Source organism: Mesorhizobium japonicum MAFF 303099 (genome assembly GCF_000009625.1).
In the GTDB taxonomy this organism is placed as follows: domain Bacteria; phylum Pseudomonadota; class Alphaproteobacteria; order Rhizobiales; family Rhizobiaceae; genus Mesorhizobium; species Mesorhizobium japonicum.
Genome location: NC_002678.2, coordinates 3,772,604 through 3,797,900 on the forward strand (window position 1 = coordinate 3,772,604; position 25,297 = coordinate 3,797,900).

At 64.5% G+C, this 25,297-nt stretch carries 18 protein-coding genes; 11 read left to right on the plus strand and 7 right to left on the minus strand.

Going from position 1 to position 25,297, the window contains the following annotated elements:
- Window positions 1-184 precede the first annotated feature (184 nt).
- Window positions 185-2,101, minus strand: a complete 1,917-nt coding sequence (gene dnaK / locus MAFF_RS19575) for a molecular chaperone DnaK (RefSeq protein WP_010912682.1) — start codon at window positions 2,099-2,101, stop codon at window positions 185-187.
- 212 nt (window positions 2,102-2,313) lie between these two features.
- On the opposite strand from dnaK, the gene MAFF_RS19580 reads away from it, so the two are divergent.
- The 5 genes from MAFF_RS19580 to MAFF_RS19600 all read left to right on the plus strand — a co-directional run bounded on the left by MAFF_RS19580 (window position 2,314) and on the right by MAFF_RS19600 (window position 12,062).
- Complete coding sequence (locus MAFF_RS19580; protein ID WP_010912683.1) at window positions 2,314-4,551, plus strand: hypothetical protein; 2,238 nt, start codon at window positions 2,314-2,316, stop codon at window positions 4,549-4,551.
- Between the two features lie 10 nt (window positions 4,552-4,561).
- Window positions 4,562-8,416 (plus strand): hypothetical protein, encoded by a 3,855-nt coding sequence (locus MAFF_RS19585; RefSeq protein WP_010912684.1) that lies wholly within the window; start codon window positions 4,562-4,564, stop codon window positions 8,414-8,416.
- Window positions 8,417-8,623: 207 nt separating this feature from the next.
- Complete coding sequence (rpe, locus tag MAFF_RS19590; protein ID WP_010912685.1) at window positions 8,624-9,301, plus strand: ribulose-phosphate 3-epimerase; 678 nt, start codon at window positions 8,624-8,626, stop codon at window positions 9,299-9,301.
- A 325-nt stretch (window positions 9,302-9,626) separates the two neighbouring features.
- Window positions 9,627-10,370 (plus strand): GntR family transcriptional regulator, encoded by a 744-nt coding sequence (locus MAFF_RS19595; RefSeq protein WP_010912686.1) that lies wholly within the window; start codon window positions 9,627-9,629, stop codon window positions 10,368-10,370.
- A 177-nt stretch (window positions 10,371-10,547) separates the two neighbouring features.
- On the plus strand, window positions 10,548-12,062 hold the full coding sequence (locus tag MAFF_RS19600; protein ID WP_010912687.1) for a malonate--CoA ligase: 1,515 nt from the start codon (window positions 10,548-10,550) through the stop codon (window positions 12,060-12,062).
- Between the two features lie 138 nt (window positions 12,063-12,200).
- On the opposite strand, the gene MAFF_RS19605 is transcribed toward MAFF_RS19600, so the two are convergent.
- The 6 genes from MAFF_RS19605 to MAFF_RS19630 form a co-directional block, all read right to left on the minus strand.
- Complete coding sequence (locus tag MAFF_RS19605) at window positions 12,201-14,264, minus strand: ABC transporter ATP-binding protein/permease (RefSeq protein WP_010912688.1); 2,064 nt, start codon at window positions 14,262-14,264, stop codon at window positions 12,201-12,203.
- Between the two features lie 75 nt (window positions 14,265-14,339).
- Window positions 14,340-15,452, minus strand: a complete 1,113-nt coding sequence (locus MAFF_RS19610; RefSeq protein WP_010912689.1) for an NAD(P)/FAD-dependent oxidoreductase — start codon at window positions 15,450-15,452, stop codon at window positions 14,340-14,342.
- 10 nt (window positions 15,453-15,462) lie between these two features.
- Window positions 15,463-16,635 carry an N-acetylglucosamine-6-phosphate deacetylase gene (gene nagA, locus MAFF_RS19615; protein ID WP_010912690.1) on the minus strand — a complete coding sequence of 391 codons (1,173 nt, stop codon included), beginning with the start codon at window positions 16,633-16,635 and terminating at the stop codon, window positions 15,463-15,465.
- Window positions 16,632-17,666: an SIS domain-containing protein gene (locus MAFF_RS19620; RefSeq protein ID WP_010912691.1), complete on the minus strand. Its 1,035-nt coding sequence runs from the start codon at window positions 17,664-17,666 to the stop codon at window positions 16,632-16,634. The genes nagA and MAFF_RS19620 overlap by 4 nt, the downstream gene beginning before the upstream one ends.
- Window positions 17,663-18,445, minus strand: coding sequence for a GntR family transcriptional regulator (locus MAFF_RS19625; protein ID WP_010912692.1), 783 nt, complete (start codon window positions 18,443-18,445; stop codon window positions 17,663-17,665). Before MAFF_RS19625 ends, MAFF_RS19620 begins: the two co-directional genes overlap by 4 nt.
- Window positions 18,442-19,323, minus strand: coding sequence for an N-acetylglucosamine kinase (locus MAFF_RS19630; protein WP_010912693.1), 882 nt, complete (start codon window positions 19,321-19,323; stop codon window positions 18,442-18,444). Before MAFF_RS19630 ends, MAFF_RS19625 begins: the two co-directional genes overlap by 4 nt.
- A 198-nt stretch (window positions 19,324-19,521) precedes the next feature.
- Between MAFF_RS19630 and MAFF_RS19635 the strand changes: the two genes are divergently transcribed.
- The 6 genes from MAFF_RS19635 (at window position 19,522) to MAFF_RS19660 (ending at window position 25,297) form a co-directional block, all read left to right on the plus strand.
- Window positions 19,522-20,481, plus strand: a complete 960-nt coding sequence (locus MAFF_RS19635) for an N-acetylmuramic acid 6-phosphate etherase (RefSeq protein WP_010912694.1) — start codon at window positions 19,522-19,524, stop codon at window positions 20,479-20,481.
- 2 nt (window positions 20,482-20,483) lie between these two features.
- Window positions 20,484-21,743: an ABC transporter substrate-binding protein gene (locus tag MAFF_RS19640; protein WP_010912695.1), complete on the plus strand. Its 1,260-nt coding sequence runs from the start codon at window positions 20,484-20,486 to the stop codon at window positions 21,741-21,743.
- Between the two features lie 253 nt (window positions 21,744-21,996).
- A complete protein-coding gene (locus tag MAFF_RS19645) occupies window positions 21,997-22,926 on the plus strand; it encodes a carbohydrate ABC transporter permease (RefSeq protein WP_032932454.1) in 930 nt (309 codons plus the stop codon).
- Between the two features lie 10 nt (window positions 22,927-22,936).
- Window positions 22,937-23,776 (plus strand): carbohydrate ABC transporter permease, encoded by an 840-nt coding sequence (locus MAFF_RS19650; protein ID WP_010912697.1) that lies wholly within the window; start codon window positions 22,937-22,939, stop codon window positions 23,774-23,776.
- Window positions 23,773-24,240: a DUF4304 domain-containing protein gene (locus tag MAFF_RS19655; protein ID WP_010912698.1), complete on the plus strand. Its 468-nt coding sequence runs from the start codon at window positions 23,773-23,775 to the stop codon at window positions 24,238-24,240. The genes MAFF_RS19650 and MAFF_RS19655 overlap by 4 nt, the downstream gene beginning before the upstream one ends.
- A gap of 1 nt (window position 24,241) precedes the next feature.
- The gene (locus MAFF_RS19660) at window positions 24,242-25,297 is read left to right on the plus strand and encodes a Gfo/Idh/MocA family protein (RefSeq protein ID WP_010912699.1); all 1,056 of its coding nucleotides are present in this window, start codon (window positions 24,242-24,244) and stop codon (window positions 25,295-25,297) included.

The window sequence follows — 25,297 nt, forward strand, 5'->3', positions numbered from 1 at the left end:
GTTGCGTCGTTTGCCGGCACGTCGCCTCGATTTAGGAGCGGTGCTGCCCCGATGCTAGGGCCGGCGCGAACTTGTCCGTGGTTTTCAGTGATTTTTTCGGCAGGACCCGCACTTTTCTCAGCGAGGGTTGCAAAAAAGCCCGGCTTTACGCCGGGCTTTCCGCTTTATCTTGCCGTCAGGCGGCTCAGGCCGACTTCTTCTTGTCGTCGTCCTCGTCGATTTCCTCGAAATCGGCATCGACCACGTCGGAGTCCTTGGCGGCATCCGCCTTGGCGTCGGCTTCCGCCGCTTCCTTCTGCGAGGCCTCGTACATGGCCTGGCCGAGCTTCATCGAAGCTTCGGCGAGCGCCTGGCTCTTGGCCTCGATGTCGGCCGCGTCGTCGCCCTCGGCGGCGGTCTTCAACGCCGCGATGGCATCGGAAATCGCCGTGCGCTCGGCTTCCGAGACCTTGTCGCCATATTCCTTCAGCGACTTCTCGGACGAATGCACCAGCGCCTCGGCCTGGTTGCGGGCCTCGACCACGGCGCGCCGCTTCTTGTCGGTCTCGGCATTGGCTTCGGCGTCCTTGACCATCTTCTCGATGTCGGCGTCCGAAAGACCACCCGAGGCCTGGATGCGGATCTGATGCTCCTTGCCGGTGCCCTTGTCCTTGGCCGAAACGTTGACGATGCCGTTGGCGTCGATGTCGAAGGTGACCTCGATCTGCGGCACGCCGCGCGGCGCCGGCGGAATGCCGACCAGGTCGAACTGGCCGAGCGCCTTGTTGTCGGCGGCCATTTCACGCTCACCCTGGAAGACGCGGATGGTCACGGCCGACTGCGAATCCTCGGCGGTCGAGAACACCTGGCTCTTCTTGGTCGGGATCGTCGTGTTGCGCTCGATCAGCCGGGTGAACACGCCGCCCAGCGTCTCAATGCCGAGCGACAGCGGCGTCACGTCGAGCAACAGCACGTCCTTGACGTCGCCCTGCAGCACGCCGGCCTGGATGGCGGCGCCGAGAGCGACGACCTCATCCGGGTTGACGCCCTTGTGCGGCTCCTTGCCGAAGAACTGCTTCACGATCTCCTGGATCTTGGGCATGCGGGTCATGCCGCCGACCAGGACCACTTCGTCGATCTCGCCAGCCTTCAGCCCGGCATCCTTGAGCGCCGCCTTGCACGGGTCGATGGTGCGCTGGACGAGGTCTTCGACCAGGCTTTCGAACTTGGCGCGCGTCAGCTTCAGCGTCAGGTGCTTCGGGCCGGTCGCGTCGGCGGTGATGAAGGGCAGGTTGATTTCGGTCTGCGTGGTGGACGACAGCTCGATCTTGGCCTTTTCAGCCGCCTCCTTGAGGCGCTGCAAGGCAAGCTTGTCGTTCTTCAGGTCGATGCCCTGTTCCTTCTTGAACTCGGCCGCCAGATATTCGACCAGGCGCATGTCGAAATCCTCGCCGCCGAGGAAGGTGTCGCCATTGGTCGACTTCACCTCGAACACGCCGTCGCCGATTTCGAGCACCGAAATGTCGAACGTGCCGCCGCCAAGGTCATAGACGGCAATGGTCTTGCCATCCTTCTTGTCGAGGCCGTAGGCGAGTGCGGCAGCCGTAGGCTCGTTGATGATGCGCAGCACTTCGAGGCCGGCGATCTTGCCGGCGTCCTTGGTGGCCTGGCGCTGGGCGTCGTTGAAATAGGCCGGAACGGTGATGACCGCCTTCTCGACCTTCTCGCCGAGATAGGCTTCCGCCGTTTCCTTCATCTTCTGCAGGATCATGGCCGAGATCTGGCTGGGCGACTGCTTCTTGCCGCCGGCCTCGACCCAGGCATCGCCATTGTCGCCCTTGACGATCTTGTAGGGGACAAGCTTCTTGTCCTTTTCCGTCACCGGATCGTCATAACGGCGGCCGATCAGGCGCTTGACCGCGAAGATGGTGTTTTCAGGATTGGTGACCGCCTGGCGCTTGGCCGGCTGGCCGACCAGACGTTCGCCGTCGCCCGAGATGGCGACGATGGAAGGCGTCGTGCGCGCGCCTTCCGCATTCTCGATTACCTTGGGCTCCTTGCCATCCATGATGGCGATGCAGGAATTGGTGGTGCCGAGATCGATACCGATTACTTTTGCCATTTTTCTAGTCTCTCCGCTAAGCAGGCTTTCAGGACCCGTGAAGGCGTTCCGACGAAAGCCCCTGTTCACAAGAAATCCCGTCCGGCCACCGATGTTCCGGCGCCGCACGGCTTGGCGCGTATATAAGAACAGCCGGCATCGGGCGCAAGCATTCTGCGCAAGGCTTCCGTGAACCTTTCCACCTCAGCCGGCGACTGAGGTCCAGGTGCCGCATGGTGCGGCCCGGAAAGGAAGCCCCCATGACCAGCAACCCAGAGGCTCTGAGGTCTCCGGGAACAACAGGAGCTCGGCGCGACCACCGCCTTCGGGACGGGGTCGATGCGCTGGGCTTCCCGCTGATTCCGTTGACCCTGCGTAAGAGCAGGCGTATCGTGACAATGAGGAAAGCAGACAATTCGAGCAGGGAAGAACGAGCCGGACCGCCGCGCCTTGCCCTGGTTTGCGCGGCACAGCCGGAGGCTCCTCCCGTAGACTTCGGGGGGAGTTCCATGTCTTGCGATCGCGGCCCGTTCGTGTCTTCTCACACCAGCCGTTTGCACCGCCTGATCAAGGCAACCGGCGGATTTCTTGCGATTGCCCTGACCGCCGGCCTTTGGCTTGGCGGCATCGCCAAGGCGCAGGATACCCAGATCATCTACCCCGGCTCGATGGCGGTCACCGGATTTTCCGGCACCGTCATTCCGAACTTCGACGAAGGCCTGCCGCCCGGCGTCGATCCGGTCGACGAAACCTTCATCGACACCACGCGCGCCACCTTGCGCGTTTTCGACGTATCGCATCTGGGCGGGCCGGCCTCGGGCCAGCTCGTCTTCACGCCGCCGCCTTTCGAGGTCACGGCCGGCCAGGTCGGCCAGGTTTTCGGCCTCACCTATGACGATGGCGTGCGCGACGGTGTTCCGTCGGGCGTTCCCAATCTTTATGCCGCAGCAACCTCGCTGCACGGCATCCGCATCGTCACGCCTGACGCCGACAGTGACGGCAGGCCGGAACGGCAGCGCCGCGGCACCGCGGGCGCCACCTTCATGGAAGGCCAGTTCGGCGCCCAAAACGGCGGCGGACCCGGCACCATCTGGAAGATCGACGGCATCACCGGCCAGGTCGCCAAATTCGCCGACATCGACACCAACAGCGGCCCCGGCATCGGCAACCTCACCTTCGATCCCAACCACCGCCAGTTCTTCGCCTCGGATCTCGACACCGGCCTGATCCATCGCATCGACGCCAACGGCAGGCTGATCGACACGTTCGATCATGGCGTCGCCGGGCGCCCGGCGCATGGTTTGGCTCCCGTCGCCGACGATGGCGCGGTGATGGACATTCAAGGTGCCGCCTTCGACACGGAAGACCCCGAGACCTGGGGCTACACCCAGGACGAGCGCCGCGTCTGGGCCGTCTCCTATCATGGCGGCCGGCTGTACTATTCGGTCGGCGAAAAGTCGGAGATCTGGTCGGTGGGCATTGCCCGCGACGGCAGCTTTGCCGGCGACCCGCGCTGGGAGCTGACGGTCAAGGCCGACAAGGACTACGCCGTCACCGACATCGCCTTCGACAACGGCGGCTTCATGTATCTCGCCCAGCGCGGCCCGGTCGAAAACCGCTATGATTACAGCCAGTTCGCCGATTCCGGCAAGGGCGAGGTCATCCGCTACTGGCACGAGAATCCGGACGATCCGACAACGGAATCGGTCTGGGTGGAAGTGCCGCAGGAATATGCGGTCGGTTTCCCGCAGGGCAACCGGCAGTCGGCCGGCGGCCTCGACCTGCAATATGGCTATGACGCCGACGGCAATCTCGACACCTCGGTGTGCACGCAGACGCTGGTCAATACCGGCGACAAATTGCGCGACAATCCAACGCTGGCCGAGCAGCTCGCCGCCGGCGGGCCGCTCGCCGTGCATGGCGTGCAGATCACGCCCAAGGATCTGGTCAAGCCGGCCAACGTGCCGCCCTTCGGTTCCTGGTTCGTCGATTTCGACGGCTATTTCGAGGATCCCGAAGTGGAAGGCCATGTCGGCGACGTCGCTGTCTGGCACCCTTGCGAGGGCCGCGCCGGCTATTATGAAGAAATCCCGGGCGGCTATCTGCCACCCTTCTACCCGCCGGACTTCCCACCGCCCGGCAATCTGCCTCCCTGTCTCGATGTCGAGGACGTCCAGTACTACTGCACGCCTTCGGGCCTCGAGGCCGATCTTTATCTCCATGACCATGCCGGCTTCGGCGGCGATTCGATCAAGGCCCAGTCCAGGACGCCAGGCGTCGCGGTGACGTCACCCATGTCGCATGCGCCCGGCACGCCTTACACGATCAACATCACCGGCCACTATCCGGGCGACAGAGTGGATGTTGGACTTTGCTTCTACAGGAAGTCCGACAAGGACAAGGGTGGCTACTACCCTTGCTGCAAGATGACCTTGCCGCTCCGCACCCCAGCCGTCAGCTGCGAACGTTGAGGAGGGGAAGATGAACAATCTCGCACTCTCCCCGCTCGCGCAAAACAACACAACCGTCATGGAGACGATCATGAAACCCCTGTCATACGCCAGGCGCGGCGCGCGCTGGGCGATGGCGGCCGGTATCGCGGTCGCCATGCTAACCCCTCTCGCGAGCCACGCGGAAGACGCCGCTCCGATCACCCCGGAACTGAGGCTCGACCTCGGCAATTCACGCGTCGTCAATCCGAGGCCGGAACGGGTCGTTCCCTTCTTCACCAAGACAGGCACCCAGAGAGGCTGCGACTATGTCGTCTACTCCCTGAGCTTCGGCCTGCGCGGTGATCCGCAGGGCTTTGCCGATCCGGGCCTGGCGGGCTTGCTGAAGAAACTCAAGATCGAGTTCAAGGACCAGCTCCCGCACGGCCTTGCCATCGTCAACGTCAACGTGTCCGGCGACGGCACGGATGCCTCCGGCGGACCCCTGCCGGGCGCGACGATCAGCAATTCGGCAGGCCCCGACGACACGGCAACGGTGTCCGATTTCCGGCTCTCCGCCGCCGATCTCGACGGTGCGGGTGCCGCCAATGAACGCGTCATCAATTTCCAGATCACGGCCAAGATCGACCATGCGGCGTTTCCCGCGCCGACGATCATCGACAACCAGGGCCTGATCAAGGTGAGCAACGAAGCCGGCACCGGGACCATCATCCCGTCGCAGGATCCGAGCAAGCCCGATGATGGCGACTACAAGACCGGCGTGAAGACCTCGATCAAGATCGATGTCACCAAGTGCAACCCGCCACCGCCACCTCCCGGCAAGGAATGCTTCAAGGTGGAACGCGGCACGGTCGATTGCGTGCCTGGCGGCGGCGCCTTCATCTACCACATGCCGGTCGGCCCGGAGATGGGCGGCAAGTGGGTGCAGGTGTCGACCACCACGCCCGGCATCACCATCATCCCCGACACCCAGCTGGTGCCTCCGGGCGGCGGTGTGCTCAACTGGAAGATCGTCGGCGCGTCGCCCGGCGACGTCATCCATCTCATCGTCACCGGCATCGAGACTTATGCCGGGCCGAAGGAAGGCTGGGGCCTGTGCTGCACGCAGACCATCGACATCGTCATCCCGCGTGACCAGAGGTGCCCGCCCAAGGACAAGGAGCCGGACCTCAAGGTCGAGAAACGCGCCGATGTCCCACGCTGCACCATGGCCGGCGGCTGCGACTTCACCATCAGGGTCACCAATGTCGGCACCGCGCCCTACAACGGCAAGATCGTGCTCGACGAGGTGACGCTGCCGGCCGGCTCGACGCTGAGCTCAGGGCCCAATCCGCCCTGGGTCTGCGTGCCCGGCACCACCCCGATGACATGCACCTATCCGGTGACCACGCTCAATCCGGGGGCCTTTGTCGACCTCAAGCTCGGCTTCAGGCCTGCCGGCGGCTGGCAAGGCAGTGCACTGCGCAACTGCGCGACCTACAACTATGCCGCCAGCGGCAAGCCGTTGTTCGGCAGCCAGTCGAACGACCGTGGCTGCGCCTCGATCCCGATCTGCCGCCGTGGCGATCGTGACCGCGACTGCCAGCCGCCGGTCGAGAAGAAGGTCGACCTGATCCTGAAGAAGCGGGCCCGTACCGAAATCTGCACGCCGGACGGCGTCTGCACTTTCGTGATCGACATCATCAACAACGGCACGTCGACCTATAACGGGCCGTTGACGGTGATCGACAACTATCCTGGCGGCGCACCGAGCTCCTCGACCTTCGGGCCGAGCCCGCCCTGGACATGCGGTCCGAACGGCCCCGGCCAGTTCCGCTGCGACAATGCCGGCATTTCGCTGCCGGCGGGCGCCTCGACGCCGATCTTCGTCAAGGCGGTCATGCCGGCCGGCTACCAGTCGGATACGGTCGAGAACTGCGCCGAGGTGAAGGCCATTCCCGGTGAGGTCGACCTCACCAACAACAAGGCCTGCGCCAAGGAACGCATCCGTCGGCCCAATGGCGGCAAGCCTGGCCTGCGCATCACCAAGGTGTGCAACGGCTCGCTGGCCGGCGCCGCGGTCGTTTCTTGCCGCATCACCGTCTCCAACGCCGGCACGGCAGCCCCCACCGGTCCGGTGCGGGTCAACGATGCCGCCACGCTGGTGTCGGGCGGCGCGCCCGTCCAGGTCCAGACCGTCACCCCTGACGGCGCGGAATGGGCGTGCGGACCGGTTCCGGCCAACACGCTGTCGTGCCAGATTCCCGGCGCCGTCATGACGCCCGGAACCAGCAGGCACTTCGACGTCACGGTCTCGGCCAATGGCGAGTTCGAAAACTGCGCGCGCGGCTCCTATGGGCCGGCGCCGGGCGACGACATCGTCTATCCGATCGGCCAGGCCTGCGCCAAGGGCGGCGGCTCTTCGACCATCCGTGTCGAGAAGACCGGCGACCGCGAATGCCGGCTCGGCCAGCCCTGCTCGTTCGACATCACCATCACCAATGACGGGACGAGCCCCTTCTCCGGCCCGGTCCGCATCGGCGATGCGATCGGCGTGGAAGGTCTCGGCCGGCTGGATGGCGTTGCGATCACTTCGATCGACCCGCCCTTCGGCTGCTCGCCGGAACCGGTAACCTTGCCTCTATCCTGCATCGCCAACCTGACGCTCGGCGCCGGCGAAAGCCAGTCGCATCACGTCACCGTGGTCATTCCCGACGACGGGCGTCTGGCCAACCTGCAGGGCAACGTCAACGGCCAGAACTGCGTTGGCGTCCTGTCTCCCGACACGCGGGTGCAGGACGGCGGCGACGTGCTGTCCAAGGATGCGGCCAATGTGCAGGGCGATCGCGGCAAGGCCTATGCGTGCCATCCCTTCATCATCACCCATGAGGTGAAGAAGGAATGCTCGCCGGGCTTCGTCATGAACGATGCCGGCCGCTGCGTCTGCCCGGAAGGCACCACCTTCCGCAACGGCCAGTGCACCGGCGGCGGCACCAACATTCTGCCGACGCCACCGCCGCCGCCGAAGCGCTGCGTGCTGCTCGAAGGCCAGATCCGCACCGAGGACGGGCGCTGCGTCTGCCCGCGCGGCACGGCGCTGGAGAACGGCAAGTGCGTCAGCACCAACAACAGGCCCGAACAGTGCACCATCCGTGGCCAGATCCACGACGCCGACGGCTACTGCGTCTGCCCGCAAGGGACCGAAGTGCGCAACGGCGCCTGCCGTCCGATCCGGCCGAAGCCCCAGGAGTGCCGCATCCCCGGGCAGATCCGCAATGCCGATGGCGACTGCGTCTGCCCGCAAGGGACCGAGGTGCGCAACGGCGCCTGCCGTCCGGTGCGGCCGAAGCCTCAGCAGTGCCGCATCCCCGGCCAGATCCGCAATGCCGATGGCGATTGCGTCTGTCCGCAGGGCACCGAGGTGCGCAACGGGGCCTGCCGTCCGGTCCGGCCGAAGCCTGAGCAGTGCGCCATCCGCGGCCAGGTCCACGATGCCAATGGCGATTGCGTCTGCCCACGTGGGACCGAGGTGATCGACGGGGCATGCCGACGCAAGCAGCCGCAACTGGAGCAGTGCGACATACGCGGCCAGGTCCACAACAAGCGCGGCGAGTGTGTCTGTCCGCGCGGGACCGAGGTGATCGACGGCGCATGCCGCAGGCCCAGGCAGGAGACGGAATGCGCACCGGGCACGCAGATGATCAATGGCCAGTGCCAACCGATCTTCAAGCGGCGCTGCCCGGAAGGCACGATCGGACGGTATCCAAACTGCCGGCCGATCCGCGGGCAGCCGTCCCTGGAGATCAACCCGGGCCTGCTGTTGCAGCAAGTCCTGCCACGGCGTCAGCCGCAGGTCGAGCAGCAGGATCCAGAACCGAACAGGATCCTGAAGCTTCAGCAGCAGTAACCATCTGCTCGACGCCAGACAGAAACCCGCCGGAGCGATCCGGCGGGTTTTCTTCATGGCTCGGGGCAATCGGGGATCGCAGACGCGGCAACGCCCACCCAAGCCTGTGGAGCCGCCACGCCTGCACCCTCGACAAGTCACCCGCCGGGCATTAGGCAGTCGGTCCAGAGTGACCGGTATGAAAAGGGCGCCCGGAAAGGCCTCGAGATGAGCACAAAGACCTTGATCGCACCTTCGGTGCTGGCTTCGGACTTTTCGAAGCTCGGCGACGAGGTCGAAGCCGTCGCGGCCGCGGGCGCCGACTGGATCCATCTCGATGTCATGGATGGCCATTTCGTCCCCAACATCACCTTCGGCCCGCCCGTCATCAAGGCGATCCGCAACCGCACCAAGGCCTTCTTCGACTGCCATCTGATGATTGCGCCGGCCGATCCCTATCTCGCCGCCTTCGCCGAAGCCGGCTGTGACGGCATGACGGTGCATGCCGAGGCCGGACCGCATCTCGACCGCTCGCTGCAGACCATCAGGAATCTTGGCAAGAAGGCCGGTGTGTCGCTCAATCCGGCGACGCCGGAAACGATGATCGAATATGTGCTCGACCGGCTCGACCTGATCCTGATCATGACCGTCAATCCGGGCTTCGGCGGCCAGGCCTTCATCCCGGGGATCGTCGACAAGGTGAGAAGGGTCAAGGCGCTGATCGGCGACCGGCCGATCCGCATCGAGATCGATGGCGGCGTTTCGCCCGAAACGGCGCCCCTGGTCACGGCAGCCGGCGCCGATGTGCTGGTGGCGGGTGCGGCCATCTTCAAAGGCGGCAGTGTCGAAGCCTACCGCGCCAACATCGAAGCGATCAGGACAGCGGCCGACAAGGCCGCCGGCTGACGCGCCACCACGAATCAGATTCGCTGAAAGGCCTGATTCGGGCGAACCGCCCGCTGTCTTTGCGCGCGACAGAAAAGATGCTCGCACAGGCACACGCCAAACAGATAATCCTGCGTGCATACGAAACACGTTAAGTTTCTACTGGTTGCAGCGACGCGCAAATTTCCACGATCGGATGCAGATCGGGCGTATATTCCTTTGTGCTTAAGTACTATGGCGCTATCTTCTGCTTGAGCCGCTTGACGCAGACACTGTATGGTACAAGTACGAAAGGGTTGTTTAGGACTCGCATTGCCCGGAGAAAAATGGGGACAAGGAGTCAACCTTGACATATGGAGCTGCCAACCTGAACGACGACGGCACAGGATCCAAGAGCACACTCGCCAGCACGGTCTATCACCAATTGCGGGATGATCTTCTCGGCGGCGCTCTTGAAACCGAAAGCAAACTGCGGGTCGAGTGGGTTGTTTCCAAATATGGCGCCGGCGCTTCGCCGGTTCGTGAAGCTCTTAATCGCCTTGCCTCCGAAGGACTTCTTGGTCGCCACGACCAGCGTGGCTTTTTCATCATGCCGGTCAGTGCGGCGGAGCTCGAGGAGCTGACGCGGACCCGCTGCTGGCTCGAGGAGCGGGCGCTTCGCGAATCCATCGCCCACCGCACCGCCGAATGGGAAGAACAGCTGGTGCTGGCGCTGCATCGCCTGGGCCGCGCCTCGCGTCTTTCGCCGCAAAATGCCACGTCGCTCGATCCGGACTGGGAGAAATTGCACCGCACCTTTCATCGGGTGCTGATCTCGGCCTGCCGGTCGCACTGGCTGGTGGGTTTCTGCGATCAGCTTTCCGATCACGCCTATCGCTACCGGCAAATGGCCAATGACGGCGAAAGCATCCCGCGCGACGATTTCGCCGAACACCGGCAGATCGCCGAATACGCGCTGGACGGCAATGCCGACGAGGCCGTCAAGGCCTTGATCGATCACTACCAGCTGACCGCTTCCATATGCATGGAACGTTTCAAGCAAGGCGAAGTCGCAAAGGTCGCCGCCTCGGCCGAACGCGCCCGGCGGTAACGATCTTTCCTTCGGCGCCTTGGCGCAATCCTCGCGACCGTTCGGCGGACGTGAGGTGCCGGACCGCCGTTTGCGGTCTTGACGGCATGGCCGGGAAACGCGAACTCTTCGCCGCCGACTCATGTCGCCCCAAAGGCATTGCCGGCGTCGCCATTGCCGTCACTGCAGGAAGACTTCATGAGCAATCATCTGTTCGATGCGTTCCGGTCCCGGATGCCGGCGCCCGGGCATCTGTTGATGGAAACCGATGACGGGCGCTCGCTGAGCTATGGCGACATGCTGGCGCGGTCGGCACAGTTCGCGCACGCGCTGCTGCAATTGGATGTCGAGCCCGGCGACCGGGTGGCCGTGCAGGTCGAGAAGAGCCCGGAGGCGCTGCTGCTCTATCTCGCCTGCGTGCGCGCCGGTGCCGTCTTCCTGCCGCTCAACACCGCCTACACGCTGACCGAACTCGGCTATTTCTTCGGGGATGCAGCGCCGCGCGTCATCGTCTGCGATCCGGCAAGGGCGGCCGATATCGGGCGCATGGTCGAGCCATCCGGCGCCGTCGTCGTCACGCTCGACCGCAACGGCCGGGGATCGCTGGCGGACCAGGCCTCGCGTCTGCCGTCGGATTTTCACGATGTGGCGCGCGGGCCGGATGATCTCGCGGCAATCCTCTACACGTCGGGAACGACCGGCCGCTCGAAAGGCGCCATGCTCAGCCACGAGAACCTGGCCTCGAATGCACGGGTGCTGGTCGAGCAATGGCGCTTCACATCAGGCGACGTGCTGATCCACGCACTGCCGATCTTTCACACCCATGGCCTGTTCGTCGCCACCAACGTCGTCCTGATGGCGGGCGCCGCGATGCTGTTCGAGCAGAAATTCGATCCGGCCCGCATCGTCGCGCTGCTGCCGCGCGGCACCGCGCTGATGGGCGTGCCGACCTTTTATGTGCGCCTGCTGCAGCAGGATGGACTGGACCGGCAGGCGGCGAAGACTATCCGCCTGTTCGTGTCCGGCTCCGCGCCGCTGCTGGCCGACACGCACAAGGCCTGGCGCGAGCGCACCGGCCACGCCATCCTCGAACGCTACGGCATGACCGAGACCAACATGAACACCTCGAACCCCTATGAGGGCGAACGGCGCGCCGGCACGGTCGGCTTCCCCTTGCCGGGTGTCGCTTTGCGCATCGCCGATCCCGACACGGGCAAGCCGCTGGCCCAAGGCGAAGTCGGCATGATCGAGGTCAAGGGTCCGAACGTTTTCGGCGGCTATTGGCGCATGCCGGAAAAGACCAAGGCGGAATTCCGCGCCGACGGTTTCTTCATCACCGGCGATCTCGGCATGGTCGACACCGACGGCTATGTCCATATCGTCGGCCGCGGCAAGGATCTGATCATTTCGGGCGGCTACAACATCTATCCGAAGGAGCTCGAAAGTGAGATCGACGCGCTTGATGGAGTGAGCGAAAGCGCCGTCATCGGCGTCGCCCATCCGGATTTCGGCGAAGGCGTCACCGCGGTCGTCGTGCGAGCGCCGGGGGCAGCGATCACCGGAGCCGAAGTGCTTGGCGCAATCGCCGGACGCCTGGCTAGGTACAAGCATCCGAAGCAGGTGATCTTCGTCGACGAATTGCCGCGCAACACGATGGGCAAGGTCCAGAAGAATCTTCTGCGAGACGCCTACAAGGATCTCTACACATCCTAGATCAGTTCACCGTTTCACGGAAACGGCGAACTGATCTAACTCTTTGTTTCGACGCAATTCCCCAGGGAAAGCGCTACGCTTTTCCCAGGAAAACCGCACACACTTTTCCTGGAATTGCTCTAGGCAGCGGGCGCGCCGTTACTTCGTCTTACGCGGCTTTTCGATCCTCGTGCCGGAACCCCACAAGGCGCGCTGAAATAGCCCGCGTTTGCGGTTGCGCGCCATGAGATCGATATCCCCGACCAGTTTCGCGCCGCCCTTGCGCCGCTCCAGCGTGATCTTGCGGGTGTGGAACGCTTCCAGTTCGGCGCGATGCGCCACGCTGACGATGGTGACCTCAGGCAGTTCGCGGATCACCATTTCCATCATCTGGTCCTGGCTCTTTTCGTCCAGCGCCGACGTCGCCTCGTCCAGCACGACGATGTCGGGGCGATGCAGCAAAAGGCGCGCGAAGGCGACACGTTGCTTTTCGCCGCCCGACAGGGTCTGGTCCCAGGGTGCTTCCTCCTTGATCCGGCCGGCGAGGTGACCGAGGCCGACCTTGTCGAGGGCGGCCTTGATCTGCTCGAGCTTCCAAGTGTTGGCCGCCGCGGGGTAGGCGACCACCCGGCGCAGCGTGCCCGAAGGGATGTAGGGCCGCTGCGGCAGCATGAACAGCCGCTTGTCGGGATGGAAATTGACGCTGCCGCTTCCCCACGGCCACAGGCCGGCGATCGCCCGCACAAGCGTTGATTTGCCCGAGCCGGATTCGCCTGAAACCAGCACCCTCTCGCCCGCTTCGACCGCGACTTCGGTTTCCTTCACCATGGACGTGCCGTCGTCGAGCGTCACGGAGAGATTGTCGAGGGAGAGCATCGTGTCGCCCTTGGTCTCGCCGTGTTGGATGCGCCCGAGCTCGTCGCTCTGCTCGGCGCGCTCGAGCCCGTCGAGCGACATCATCAGCGAGGCGATGCGGCGTGCGGAGGCGTTCCAGTCGGCGAGGCGCGGATAGTTGTCGACCAGCCAGCCGAAAGAGCCTTGCACGATGGCGAAGGCGGAGGCGGCCTGCATGACCTGGCCGAGCGACATCGAGCCTTCGAGGAACTTTGGCGCGCACAGCAGCACCGGCACGACCGGCGCGAACAGGCTCGATCCCTGCGACACCAATGCCGTGCGCATGTGCTGGCCGGTCAGTTGCGCCCAGCGTTTCAGCACGCCGGAAAAGGTCTTGTCGATGCCGCTGCGTTCCTCTTCTTCGCCGCCCAGCAAGGCGATGCTCTCGCCGTTTTCGCGCACGCGCGTCAGCACGTAGCGGAACTCGGCTTCTGCCTGGTTCTTCTCCTCGGACAGCCGCACGAAATTGCGGCCGATGACGAACATCGACGTGGAGGTGATCGCGGCATAGATCACCGCCGTGACGACGAGGAAGCCTGGCACCGTGAAGGTCGAGCCTCCCAGGTTGAAGCTCAAGGCCCCGCCGATCGTCCACAGCACCACGATGAAGGTCGAGGCCGAAAGGGTGGCGACGATCACGCCGGCGACGAAGTCGACCGGCGCCTCGGTGGCCACCCGCAGGTCTTCCGAGAGGCGGGCCTCGGGGTTCTGGTGGTCGCCCTGCACGAGATTCAGCTGGTAGTAGCGGCCATTGGCGAGCCAGCGCGCGATCACCGAGGTGGACAGCCAGGATCGCCAGCGACGCTGCATCGTCATGCGAAGGTAGACCTGCGCGACAACAAGGCTCATGCTGCCGATGACGAGCGGCACGAACACCGCGCTGAGAAAATACACGGTGTGGGCGTCGCGCTTCTCGATGGCGTCGAAAATCGAACGGTTCCAGACATTGATCCCGTACTGGAAGCCGACATTGATGCCGATCAGGATCAGCAGCCCGATCGTCAATGGCCAGCCGAGCCTGTCGCCGTGCCGCCCCCAATAGCCACGCCCGCTGATCCAGAAACGTTTGAGCAGGTATTTCTTACGCGCCTGCTCTGCCTGCTCGGGTGTCAGCTCGGGATCGGATTCGACCGCCTCCGGCGGTGGGGCTTCGCCGACAATCTCGGACGCGGCCGCTTCGACGATCGATGCCTTCTTGTCGCTTGGCTTCTTCTCGCGCGGTTCATCGTCGCGCGGTCTCTCGTCACGCGGCTTTTGCCGTCGCGGCTTGGGGGTGCCGCCCGGTTTGATGCCGTCGGCCGGTTTCGATCTGGGTTTCGCCTCGGACATACGCCCCGACAACGAGCTCGAAATCAAAAGGTTTCATGACGGCCGCTTGAGACGGCAAATTCCTGACCACGCCCGTTATCGCGGGTACAGCAACTCGACGACATGGTCGGCGATGGCCAGGCTTGCCGTCAGGCCGGGGCTCTCAATGCCGAACAGGTTGACGATCCGCCCAGCGCCATGGTCGGCCGGACCCTGAATGATGAAATCGGCGGCAGGCTGGCCAGGACCTGACAGCTTCGGCCTGATGCCGGCATAGGCCGGCTGCAGCGCCCCGTCCGCAAGATCGGGCCAATAGCGCCGGATCGCTTCGTAGAAGACGACGCTCCGGCCGGGGTCGACCGTGTAATCCACATGGTCGATCCATTCGACATCGGGCCCGAAGCGCGCACGGCCGCCGAGGTCGAGCGTCAGATGGACGCCGAGGCCGCCTTCGACCGGAACTGGATAAATCAGCCGCGAAAAGGGCGACCGGCCCGGAAGCGCAAAATAATTTCCGCGCGCCAGCCATTGCCGGGGGATGAAATTCCTTGGGAAACCCTCGATCCGGCCGGCCAGGGCCTGCGCCTCAAGGCCTGCGGCATTGATAAAGGCGCCGGCCTCCAGGGCGAAGGTCTCGCCAGTGGCATCGCGCGTGTCGATCCGGATCCCGTCGGCCTCGATCGTCGCCCCGGCAACAGCGGTCAGGAAAGCAAAGGACGCACCGGCCGCTTCGGCCTCGCCGCGCAGTGACAGCATCAGCGCATGGCTGTCGACAATGCCGGTCGATGGCGACAGCAGCGCGCCCGCGCACGTCAGTGCCGGCTCCAGGTTTTCGGCTTCGTCACGTGTCAGGAACTGGAGATCGTCGACCCCGCTGCGTCGCGCATTGGCCTCGATCTTCCGCAACCCGTCGGTCTGGCCAGGCTCGCTGGCCACGATCAGCTTTCCGGTACGCTTATGGGCGATGTCGTGCTCGGCGCAATAGGCGTAGAGACGCTGGCGGCCTTCGACGCAGAGCCGGGCCTTCAGGCTTCCCGGCGCGTAGTAGAGCCCGGCATGGATGACTTCGGAATTGCGTGAACTGGTGACGGTGCCGATCGCGTCCGCCTGCTCGACCACCACCACCTCGCGGCCCGACACGGCAAGCGCCCTGGCGACGGCAATCCCGACGACGCCCGCTCCGGCGACGACACAATCGATTGTCTGCATGGCCCCGCTCTTAGCGTGAAGCGCCGGCCTCGAACACCTTGTCGCCGCCGATCCACACGCTTCTTATGTCGAGACCGTCCGACAGCGCAACGATGTCGGCCACCGTGCCGTTGGCCAGGCGGCCAAGCCGGTGCGACTGGCCGATCGCCTGCGCCGGATAGAGCGAAGCCATGCGCAAGGCCTCGGACAGATCGACACCGACGATATTGTGCATGAACCGCACGGCCGAGATCATGTCGAGGTCGGCGCCGGCCAGCGTGCCGTCGGCAAGCCGCAGGCTCCCGTCCTTGCGGTAGATGGTGCGGCCGTTGAGCGTGAACGAGGTCATGTCGGTGCCGATCGTCGCCATGGCGTCGGTGACCAGCACGATCTTGCCCGGCCCCTGTTTGGCGTCGAGCGCGATCCTGATGGCTGCCGGATGGACATGGATGCCGTCGGCGATCAGCCCGGCGGACAATGTGCCGATGTCGATGGCCGCGCCGACGAGGCCGGGCTCGCGGTTGCCGATCTGGCTCATCGCGTTGAACAGATGCGTGACCACGGCGGCGCCGGCCTCGGCGAAGCCCTTTGCCGTGGCGTAGCCCGTATCGGAATGGCCGAGGCTGACGATGATGCCGGCCTTGGCCAAGGCCGCAACACGGGTGGGATCGACGGATTCCGGCGCGATCGTGGTGAGCAGCACCGGCAGCTTTGGCCGCGCCGCGATCAGCATCACCTGGTCGGCATCCGTCATCGGCCGGATCAGCGCCGGATCATGCGCGCCCTTGCGCGCGATCGACAGGTGCGGGCCTTCCAGATGCAGGCCGAGGAAGCTGGGCACCTTTTGCAGCGCGGCGGCCTCGCCGGCGGCGATGGCGGCAGCGGTGATCGCGGGCGTGTCGGTGATCAGCGTCGGCAGCAGCGCCGTCGTGCCGAAGGGTGCATGCGCCCGGCAGATGGTTTCGATCGAGGCAACATCGGGGTGGTCGTTGAGCATGACCCCGCCGCCGCCATTGACCTGGATGTCGACGAAGCCCGGCACCAGCATGCCGCCACCGGTGTCGACGGCGCGGACATCCCTGGCAATGGCGCCGGAGGGCACAATCGCCTCGACAAGGCCGTCGCGCACGACGAGTGCGGCATCGTCATGCCAGTCGTCACCGTCGAAAATGCGGGCGCCAGTCAGGGCAAAACGGTCGCTCATACTGTCTCCGTCACCTTGCGAAGATTGCGCGGCGTGTCCGGATCGAGGCCGCGATGGCGCGCGAAGGCCTCGACGAACACGTAGAACGAAACGATCAGTGTCAGCGGATCGGTCAGCGGATGACCGGTGGCGACATGCGGCAGGCGCGTGGCGCGGTTGGCAAGCGCCGAAGTGACGAACACCGGCGCCCCCTTGGCCGCCAGCCCGTCGGCCGCCTCAGTGATGGAGGGTTCTGACGCATCGCGCGCGGCCAGAGCCAGCACCGGAAAGTCGGGACCGATCAGCGCCAGCGGGCCATGCATGACCTCGGCCGCGCTATAGGCCTCGGCATGCATGCCGCAGGTCTCCTTGAACTTAAGCGCCGCCTCGTTGGCCATCGCCGCCGACGGGCCGCGGCCAAGGATGAACAGCGATTTCTGCTTCTCGATGGTTTCAGCCAGCACGCTCATCCAGTCGCAGGCGATCGCCTTGCCGAAATGCTCTGGCAATCGGGCCAGCGCTGCCAGAAGAGCTTCGTCGCCGGTGGAATGCGCCATCAGGGCAAGACCGGCGACGGCGGAATTGACGAAGGTCTTGGTCGCCGCGACGCTGCGCTCCGGGCCGGCAAGGATGTCGATCGCATAGTCCGAGGCGCGCGCCAGCGGCGAGTCGGCGGTGTTGGTGATGGCGATGGTCAGCGCGCCGCCGGCGCGTGCGGTTTCGGCCATGGCGACGATGTCGGGGCTCTTGCCCGACTGCGAGATCGCCAGACAGGCCGAGCCGTCGAGCCTCAGCTTGCGGCCATAGATCGAGGCAATGGACGGACCGACCGAAGCGACGGCAAGGCCCGCGGTCAGCTCCACGGCATATTTCATGAAGGTCGCGGCATGGTCGGACGAGCCGCGCGCCACGGTGACAACGAAATGCGGGTCGCGCTCCTTGATACCGCGCCCGGCCTCGGCGAGCGCGGCGCCGGAGCCGTCGAGCAGGCGGGCGACGGCCTTCGGGATCTCCTCGATCTCGCGTTGCATATGGGTGGTGTTGGAGATCATGGTCGGCCCTCTTCGCTCGGCCCTGTCAGCCGCAGTTCGGCGACGAAATCATAGGCGTCGCCCCGGTAGATGGAGCGGGTGAATTCGATCACCTTGCCGCTCGCCAGATAGGAGATGCGTTCGATATGCAGGCCGGCGATACCCGGCGGCACTTCGAGCAGGCGCGCATCGCTGTCGCCGAGATTGGCGGCCGAGATGCGCTGCACCGCCCGCACCGGCCGGTTTCCGGTCAATTCCAGCGCGGCATAGAGCGAGGAGCCGATCCCGGCCGGGTCGGGCAGCACGCTGGCCGACAGCGAGGCGCGTTCGATCGCCAGTGGCGTGTCGTTGGCGATGCGCAGACGCGCCACGCGCGCCACCAGTTCGCTCGACGACAGGCCAAGCACCATCATCTCGTCGGGCGAGGGCGCGTAGAGGCCGCGGTCCAGCCATGCCGAACGCACCGCCATGCCGCGCCGCGCCATGTCTTCGGTAAACGAGGTCAGCCGCGACAGCGATTGCTCGACGCGCTCCATGCGCGGCGCCACGAAAGTGCCGGAGCCGTGGCGCTGCACGAGGATGCCGCCCTTGACCAGATCCTGCACCGCCTTGCGCACGGTGACGCGCGAAATGTCGGCCTTGGTGGCGATGTCGCGTTCGGAAGGCAGCGCGTCGCCCGGGCCGATCAGGCCGCGATTGACGGCGTCCTCGATGCTTTTGCGCAGCTGCAGATAGAGCGGCGCGCCGCTTTGCGCGGACTGCTTCAGCGTGGCAAAGATCTGGTCGGCGGCGTCATTCATCGCGCCGCCTCCACCGGTCTGGCGAAAAGCCGGACCGCCATCTGCACCGCGCCGCCCAGCGCATCGTCGAGCGGCGGCTTGAGCAGTGCCCGGTAGCGCGCCGACAGGCGCGGCGCGTAGAGCGGCGCCAGCCCGCCGAGCAGGCAAAGCGGCGCATCGTCCGAAAGGCCGAGCGCGCCGAGTGACGCCTCGACATCGCCGACCGCCTTGTCGACGATCCAGTTGGCGACGGCATCGCCCTTTTGCGCATGCTCGAACACTTTCGGCGCGAAGCCGCCGAAATCGCCGGGCTTGGCATTGGTGGTGAATTCCACCACGTCTTCGGGATTGTTGCGGAAGATGGCCATCATGGCGTCGGTCAGCGGCGAAGCCGCGCGCACGCCGTCATGGGCAAGCAGCGTCTGCTCCAGGAGGTCGCGGCCGATGCGGGCGCCGCTGCCCTGGTCGCCGACCTGGAAACCCCAGCCGCCGATGGCACGCGACGTGCCATCCTTGCGCGCCATATAGGCGGTGCCGGTGCCGAGGATGGCCATGGCGCCGTCACCGGAGCCAACGGCCCCTTCGAGCGCGATCTCGGCATCGGTCTCGACACGGCTGATGCTGAACGGCAGGATGGCTTCGAGCTGCTGCCGGTAGGTGCCGACATTGGCGCCAGCGAGGCCGAGAATGGCTGGCGTTTGCGGGATCAGCTCGGGATCCTGCCCGGCGGCGATGAAAGCCTGCCGCGCGGCGTCGACAATGTTCGACCGCGCCCCGGTGAGGTCGGTGCGGATGTTGGCGGCGCCGCTCTTGGCGCGGCCAATGACCGAACCTTCAACTGTTGCCAGGGCGGCCCTGCAGCTGGTGCCGCCGCCATCGATACCGAGCACGAATTTCACGCGATTTCTCCTCCGGGCGGATAATACCAATAAAATACCAATAGCCAAGAGTTAATTTCCGTTTCAAAAAGATTAAGCCGTATTTTATTGAAAATCCTGCACATTTCGTCGGCTCAGCGATTTCCTGTCCGCGATTTCGTTAATGCATGTGGACAAGTGGTATTTTTTTGGTATTGTTCTGGTATTGGAGGAACACGGATGGCTGAAACGCGCACCGAAGCGCTTCACAGGAATGCCGAGGGGCTGGATATCCAGGCTCCGGAAGCCATCCTTGTTTCGCTGGCCGATGCGCAGATCGAAGCCGCCAAGGCCGTCCGCAACGCCATCCCCGCCATCGCTCGGGCAGCCGAGATCATCGCCAGCCGGTTGAACGGCGGCGGCAAGCTCGCCTATGCCGCGGCCGGCAGTTCCGGCCTGATGGCTTTGGCCGACGCCCTGGAGCTTCCCGGCACGTTCGGCATCCAGCGCGACCGCATCGCCATCCTGATCGCCGGCGGCGACGAGGCCTTCAAGGCGCTGGCCGGGGGTCCTGAGGATGATACGGAGGAGGCCACGGCGGCCGTCGCCAAGGCCGGCATCGGCGCCGGCGATTGCCTGATCGCCCTTTCAGCCAGCGGCACCACGCCCTATGCGGTGCGCGCCATCGAGGACGCCCGGCGCCGTGGCGCTGCGACGATCGGCATTGCCAACAACAAGGACTCGGCTCTGCTGCGCCAGGCCGAAACCGCCATCCTCTTGGAAACGCCGCCGGAAGTGATCGCCGGCTCGACGCGCATGGGCGCCGGCACCGCCCAGAAGATCGCGCTCAACATGTTGTCGACACTGACCGCCGTCCATCTCGGCCATGTCCATGACGGTTATATGGTCAATCTCATGGCCGACAACATCAAGCTGCGCGACCGCGCCGCGCGCATCGTCGCCGCCATCAGCGGGCGCGACAGGGACGAAGCCGCCCGGCTGCTCGAAAAGAGCGGCGGCGCGGTCAAGACCGCCATTCTGCTCGCCGCCGGCGCCGACAGCGCCGATGCGGCGGAGAAACTGCTGGAAGGAACCGGCCAGAAGCTGCGACCGGCGCTTTCCGCGATCGAGGGGAGCAAGGGGTCAAAAGCCTCTGTTCTCATCAAAACCGAACCTGAAAAAGGTCAACAGGGAGACTGAGCATGACAACGAAATTACTGACGGCACTGCTTCTGGGCACAAGCATTCTCGGCTCGGCCGGGTTGGCTCACGCCGAGGACGTAACGCTCAACATCGAAAGCTGGCGCGGCGACGACCTTGCCATCTGGAAGGACAAGCTGATCCCGGCCTTCGAAGCCAAGAATCCCGGCATCAAGGTGGTGTTCGCGCCATCGGCACCGACCGAATATGACGCCGCCCTCGGCGCCAAGCTCGCCGCCGGCTCGGCGGGCGACCTGATCACCTGCCGCCCCTTCGACAAGTCGCTTGAACTCTACAAGAAGGGCAACCTCGCCGATCTCTCGGCGCTGCCCGGCATGGAAAACTTCTCGCCCGTCGCCAAGTCCGCCTGGCAGACCGATGACGGCAAGGCGAGCTTCTGCGTGCCGATGGCGTCGGTCATCCACGGCTTCATCTACAACAAGGACGCCTTCGACAAGCTCGGCATCAAGGTGCCGACGACCCGCGACGAGTTCTTTGCCGCGCTCGACAAGATCAAGGCCGACGGCACCTACATCCCGATGGCGATGGGCACCAAGGATCTCTGGGAAGCCGCGACCATGGGCTACCAGAACATCGGCCCCAACTACTGGAAGGGCGAGGACGGCCGTCAGGCACTGATCAAGGGCACGCAGAAGCTGACCGACAAGGACTGGGTCGCTCCCTATGAGGAACTGGCCAAGTGGAAGCCGTATCTCGGCGATGGCTTCGAAGCGCAGACCTATCCGGACAGCCAGAACCTGTTCACGCTCGGCCGCGCCGCCATCTACCCGGCCGGCTCGTGGGAAATCGGCCTGTTCAACACCCAGGCCCAGTTCAAGATGGGCGCCTTCCCGCCGCCGGTCGAGAAAGCCGGCGACACCTGCTACATCTCCGACCATACCGATATCGGCATGGGCCTGAATGCAGCCTCCAAGCATGCCGACGCGGCCAAGACCTTCCTGTCATGGGTGGCCTCGCCGGATTTCGCCACCATCTACGCCAACGCTCTGCCGGGCTTCTTCAGCCTGAACTCCTCGCCGGTGAAGATGGCGGACCCGCTGGCGCAGGAATTCGTCTCCTGGCGCGGCAAGTGCAAGTCGACGATCCGCTCGACCTACCAGATCCTGTCGCGCGGCACGCCGAACCTCGAGAACGAGACCTGGGTTGAATCGGCCAACGTCATCAACGGCACCGACACGCCGGAAGCCGCGGCCAAGAAGCTGCAGACCGGTCTCGACAGCTGGTATAAGCCGGCGAAGTAAGAGCTCAGGCAACGGAGCCGGCCGGGCGCATGCCTGGCCGGTTCCGGATACCCTGGCTTTCAGAATAAGTCCGTTCAGATAGCGATTGTCGGCACCGCCTCGCGGCCTTACCCTTGCTCGTCTTGGGGAAGGCTGGCTGATCAGTCGCAGGCCTTTGTTCTTGCCGCACCGGGCAAGGATGTCTGGGCCGTGCATCGAGGCATCATCTAGCATTGACACCCTTTGGAACCGAGAGACGGCGGGGACCGAACTCATGGCCGCAGATATCCGACCAAAAAGACCGTTCCGCTGGCATATCGCCATTTTCCTGGCGCCGGCCGTGCTCGTCTATACGGCGATCATGATCCTGCCGCTGGCCGGCACGCTGCAGCTGTCGCTGTTCCGCAACATCGAGCAGCACCAGGTCTTTGTCGGCCTGGACAATTTCCGCACCCTGTTCGGCGACCCCAACTGGTCGGTGAACTTCTGGAATGCGCTGCGCAACAATGTCTGGTTCTTCATCATCCATATGCTGGTGCAGAACCCGATCGGCGTCATGCTGGCCGCCCTCTTGTCCAGCCCGAGGCTTAGATTTGCGGCCTTCTACCGCACGGCGATCTTCGTACCGACCATCCTGTCCTTCGTCATCGTCGGCTTCGCCTGGAAGCTGATCCTGTCGCCGCTCTGGGGCGTGGCGCCGCATATGATGGACCTGGTCGGCCTGAAAAGCCTGTTCACGCCATGGCTCGGCAAGGAAGAATACGCGCTGACCGCGCTCAGCCTGATCTCGGTGTGGCAGTTCGTCGGCATCCCGATGATGCTGATCTACGCAGCCCTCCTGTCGATCCCCGACGAGGTCATCGAGGCCGCCGAATGCGACGGCATCACCGGCATGTCGCAATTCTGGAAGATCAAGCTGCCGCTGATCCTGCCGTCGATCGGCATCATCTCGATCCTCACCTTCGTCGGCAATTTCAACGCCTTCGACCTGATCTACACCGCGCAAGGCGCGCTCGCCGGACCGAACTATTCGACCGACATTCTCGGCACCTTCCTCTACCGCGCCTTCTTCGGCTTCCAGCTGCAGGTCGGCGACCCCAACATGGGGGCGGCGATCGCCACGATGATGTTCCTGATCATCCTCGGCGGCGTCTGCGTCTACCTCTTCCTCGTCCAGACGCGCCTGCGTCGCTACCAGTTCTGAGGGGCAAGAGATGAGCACCGCCACCCGTTCGCTGCCTCGCACCATCGGCGCCCACGCAATCCTGTTGACCTACACGGCGATCGCGCTGTTCCCGGTGATCCTGGTCATCATGAATTCGTTCAAATCCCGCGCCGGCATCTTCGGCGCGCCGTTGACGCCGCCGACGCCGAAGACCTTCGACCTGATCGGCTACACCACGGTGATCGGCCAGGGCGACTTCATCCACTATTTCCAGAACAGCCTCGTCGTCACCGTCGCCTCGCTGTTCTTCGTGCTGCTGTTCGGCGCCATGGCGGCGTTTGCGCTGTCGGAATACCGCTTCCGCGGCAATTCGCTGATGGGGCTCTACCTCGCGCTCGGCATCATGATCCCGATCCGGCTGGGCACCGTCGCCATCCTGCAATTGATGGTGGCGAGCGGCCTGGTCAACACGCTGACGGCGCTGATCCTGGTCTACACCGCGCAAGGCCTGCCGCTCGCCGTCTTCATCCTGTCGGAATTCATGAAGCAGGTGTCCGACGATTTGAAGAATGCCGGCCGCATCGACGGCCTGTCGGAATACACCATCTTCTTCCGGCTGGTGCTGCCGCTGGTCAGGCCCTCCATGGCGACGGTCGCCGTCTTCACCATGATCCCGATCTGGAACGATCTGTGGTTCCCGCTGATCCTGGCGCCGTCGGAAGAGACCAAGACGGTGACGCTCGGCGCGCAGCTCTTCCTCGGCCAGTTCGTCACCAACTGGAACGCCATCCTGGCCGCCCTCTCGCTGGCGATCATGCCTGTGCTGATCCTCTACGTCATCTTCTCGCGGCAGCTGATCCGCGGCATTACGTCGGGAGCCGTCAAGTGAGCGACGGTCGAGACATCGTCGTCCAAGCACTAGCAGAGACGGCTAGCCACTATGGATTTCGAGGCGTCCGCGCCACGAATTTCTACCGGGAGTGGCCGGAAACGATCTGCTTGCTGAACCTTCAGAAGTCTTCCTGGGGGCCGCAGTTCTATGTGAACGCCGCCGTCTGGTTTACCCGGCTTGGCCCGGAGCGTCGGCCGAAAGAACACAAATGTCACATTCGTTGGCGCGTGGATTCAACGATGGAAGACGAGCAGTCGAAGATGTTCACGCAGGCCCTCAACCTCGAACATCCCTTGCCTGGCGATCTGAGGCTTTCGCTTATCAAGGACGGGGTCGCTGCTTATGGCTTCCGGCTCTTGTCTCACTGTGAAAGTGAACAAGCAGCTTTGCGAGTTGCGGATGAGCGCGAGCCCCATGTGATGGTGGCTCTCAAGGCGCGCAGCCAAGAAAAGGCGAACTGAAATGGCTCAACCTCTTCGCGTCGTCGTCGCCGGGCTCGGCAATATGGGCCGCAGCCATGCGCTGGCCTATCACACCAATCCTGGCTTCGAGATCGCCGCCCTCATCAACCGCTCCGACGTGCCGCTGCCCGACGGGCTGTCCGGCTATGGCATCAGCCGGTCCTTCGACGAGGCGCTGCGCGAGGAAAAGCCCGACGTCGCCTGCATCGCCACCTATTCCGACAGCCATGCCGACTATGCGGTCAGGGCCTTCGAGGCCGGCTGCCACGTCTTTGTCGAAAAGCCGCTGGCAACGACGGTGGCCGACGCAAAACGCGTTGTCGCGGCCGCCAAGGCCAACGGCAAAAAGCTGGTGATCGGCTATATCTTGCGCCACCACCCGTCCTGGATCCGGCTGATCGCCGAGGCGCGCAAGCTCGGCGGCCCCTATGTCTTCCGCATGAACCTCAACCAGCAATCCTCCGGCCATACCTGGGAGACGCACAAGCAATTGATGCAGACGACGTCGCCGATCGTCGACTGCGGCGTCCACTATCTCGACGTTATGCTGCAGATCACCGACGCCAGGCCGGTCGAGGTGCGCGGCATGGGCGTGCGGTTGACGCAGGAGGTTGCGCCCTCGATGTACAATTACGGCCACCTGCAGGTGCTGTTCGATGACGGCTCGGTCGGCTGGTATGAAGCCGGCTGGGGTCCGATGATTTCCGAAACCGCCTTCTTCGTGAAGGACGTCATTTCGCCGAATGGCTGCGTGTCGATTGTCATGAAGGAAGGTATCAAATCCGACGACATCGACACCCACACCAAGACCTCGACCATCCGCCTCCACAGTGCGGCGACCGGCCCGGATGGCAAGTTCGTCAAGGCGGACGAGATGCTGTCCATGGCAGGCGAACCTGGCCACCAGGACCTCTGCGACCTCGAACAGGCCTTCGTGTTGAAGGCGGTCCGCGAGGACCTGGATCTCACTCGCCACATGGACGACGCGGTCAAGTCGCTCGCCGTCTGCCTTGCCGCCGACGAGAGTGTGCGCAGCGGCGCAGCCGTCAAACTCTAA

What these genes read in the sequence shown, in the direction of transcription:
- dnaK (WP_010912682.1), bottom strand. Translation starts at nt 2,101, where the DNA reads ATGGCAAAAGTAATCGGTATCGATCTCGGCACCACCAATTCCTGCATC.
- MAFF_RS19580 (WP_010912683.1), top strand. Translation starts at nt 2,314, where the DNA reads ATGGTGCGGCCCGGAAAGGAAGCCCCCATGACCAGCAACCCAGAGGCT.
- MAFF_RS19585 (WP_010912684.1), top strand. Translation starts at nt 4,562, where the DNA reads ATGAACAATCTCGCACTCTCCCCGCTCGCGCAAAACAACACAACCGTC.
- rpe (WP_010912685.1), top strand. Translation starts at nt 8,624, where the DNA reads ATGAGCACAAAGACCTTGATCGCACCTTCGGTGCTGGCTTCGGACTTT.
- MAFF_RS19600 (WP_010912687.1), top strand. Translation starts at nt 10,548, where the DNA reads ATGAGCAATCATCTGTTCGATGCGTTCCGGTCCCGGATGCCGGCGCCC.
- MAFF_RS19605 (WP_010912688.1), bottom strand. Translation starts at nt 14,264, where the DNA reads ATGTCCGAGGCGAAACCCAGATCGAAACCGGCCGACGGCATCAAACCG.
- MAFF_RS19610 (WP_010912689.1), bottom strand. Translation starts at nt 15,452, where the DNA reads ATGCAGACAATCGATTGTGTCGTCGCCGGAGCGGGCGTCGTCGGGATT.
- nagA (WP_010912690.1), bottom strand. Translation starts at nt 16,635, where the DNA reads ATGAGCGACCGTTTTGCCCTGACTGGCGCCCGCATTTTCGACGGTGAC.
- MAFF_RS19620 (WP_010912691.1), bottom strand. Translation starts at nt 17,666, where the DNA reads ATGATCTCCAACACCACCCATATGCAACGCGAGATCGAGGAGATCCCG.
- MAFF_RS19625 (WP_010912692.1), bottom strand. Translation starts at nt 18,445, where the DNA reads ATGAATGACGCCGCCGACCAGATCTTTGCCACGCTGAAGCAGTCCGCG.
- MAFF_RS19635 (WP_010912694.1), top strand. Translation starts at nt 19,522, where the DNA reads ATGGCTGAAACGCGCACCGAAGCGCTTCACAGGAATGCCGAGGGGCTG.
- MAFF_RS19640 (WP_010912695.1), top strand. Translation starts at nt 20,484, where the DNA reads ATGACAACGAAATTACTGACGGCACTGCTTCTGGGCACAAGCATTCTC.
- MAFF_RS19645 (WP_032932454.1), top strand. Translation starts at nt 21,997, where the DNA reads ATGGCCGCAGATATCCGACCAAAAAGACCGTTCCGCTGGCATATCGCC.
- MAFF_RS19650 (WP_010912697.1), top strand. Translation starts at nt 22,937, where the DNA reads ATGAGCACCGCCACCCGTTCGCTGCCTCGCACCATCGGCGCCCACGCA.
- MAFF_RS19660 (WP_010912699.1), top strand. Translation starts at nt 24,242, where the DNA reads ATGGCTCAACCTCTTCGCGTCGTCGTCGCCGGGCTCGGCAATATGGGC.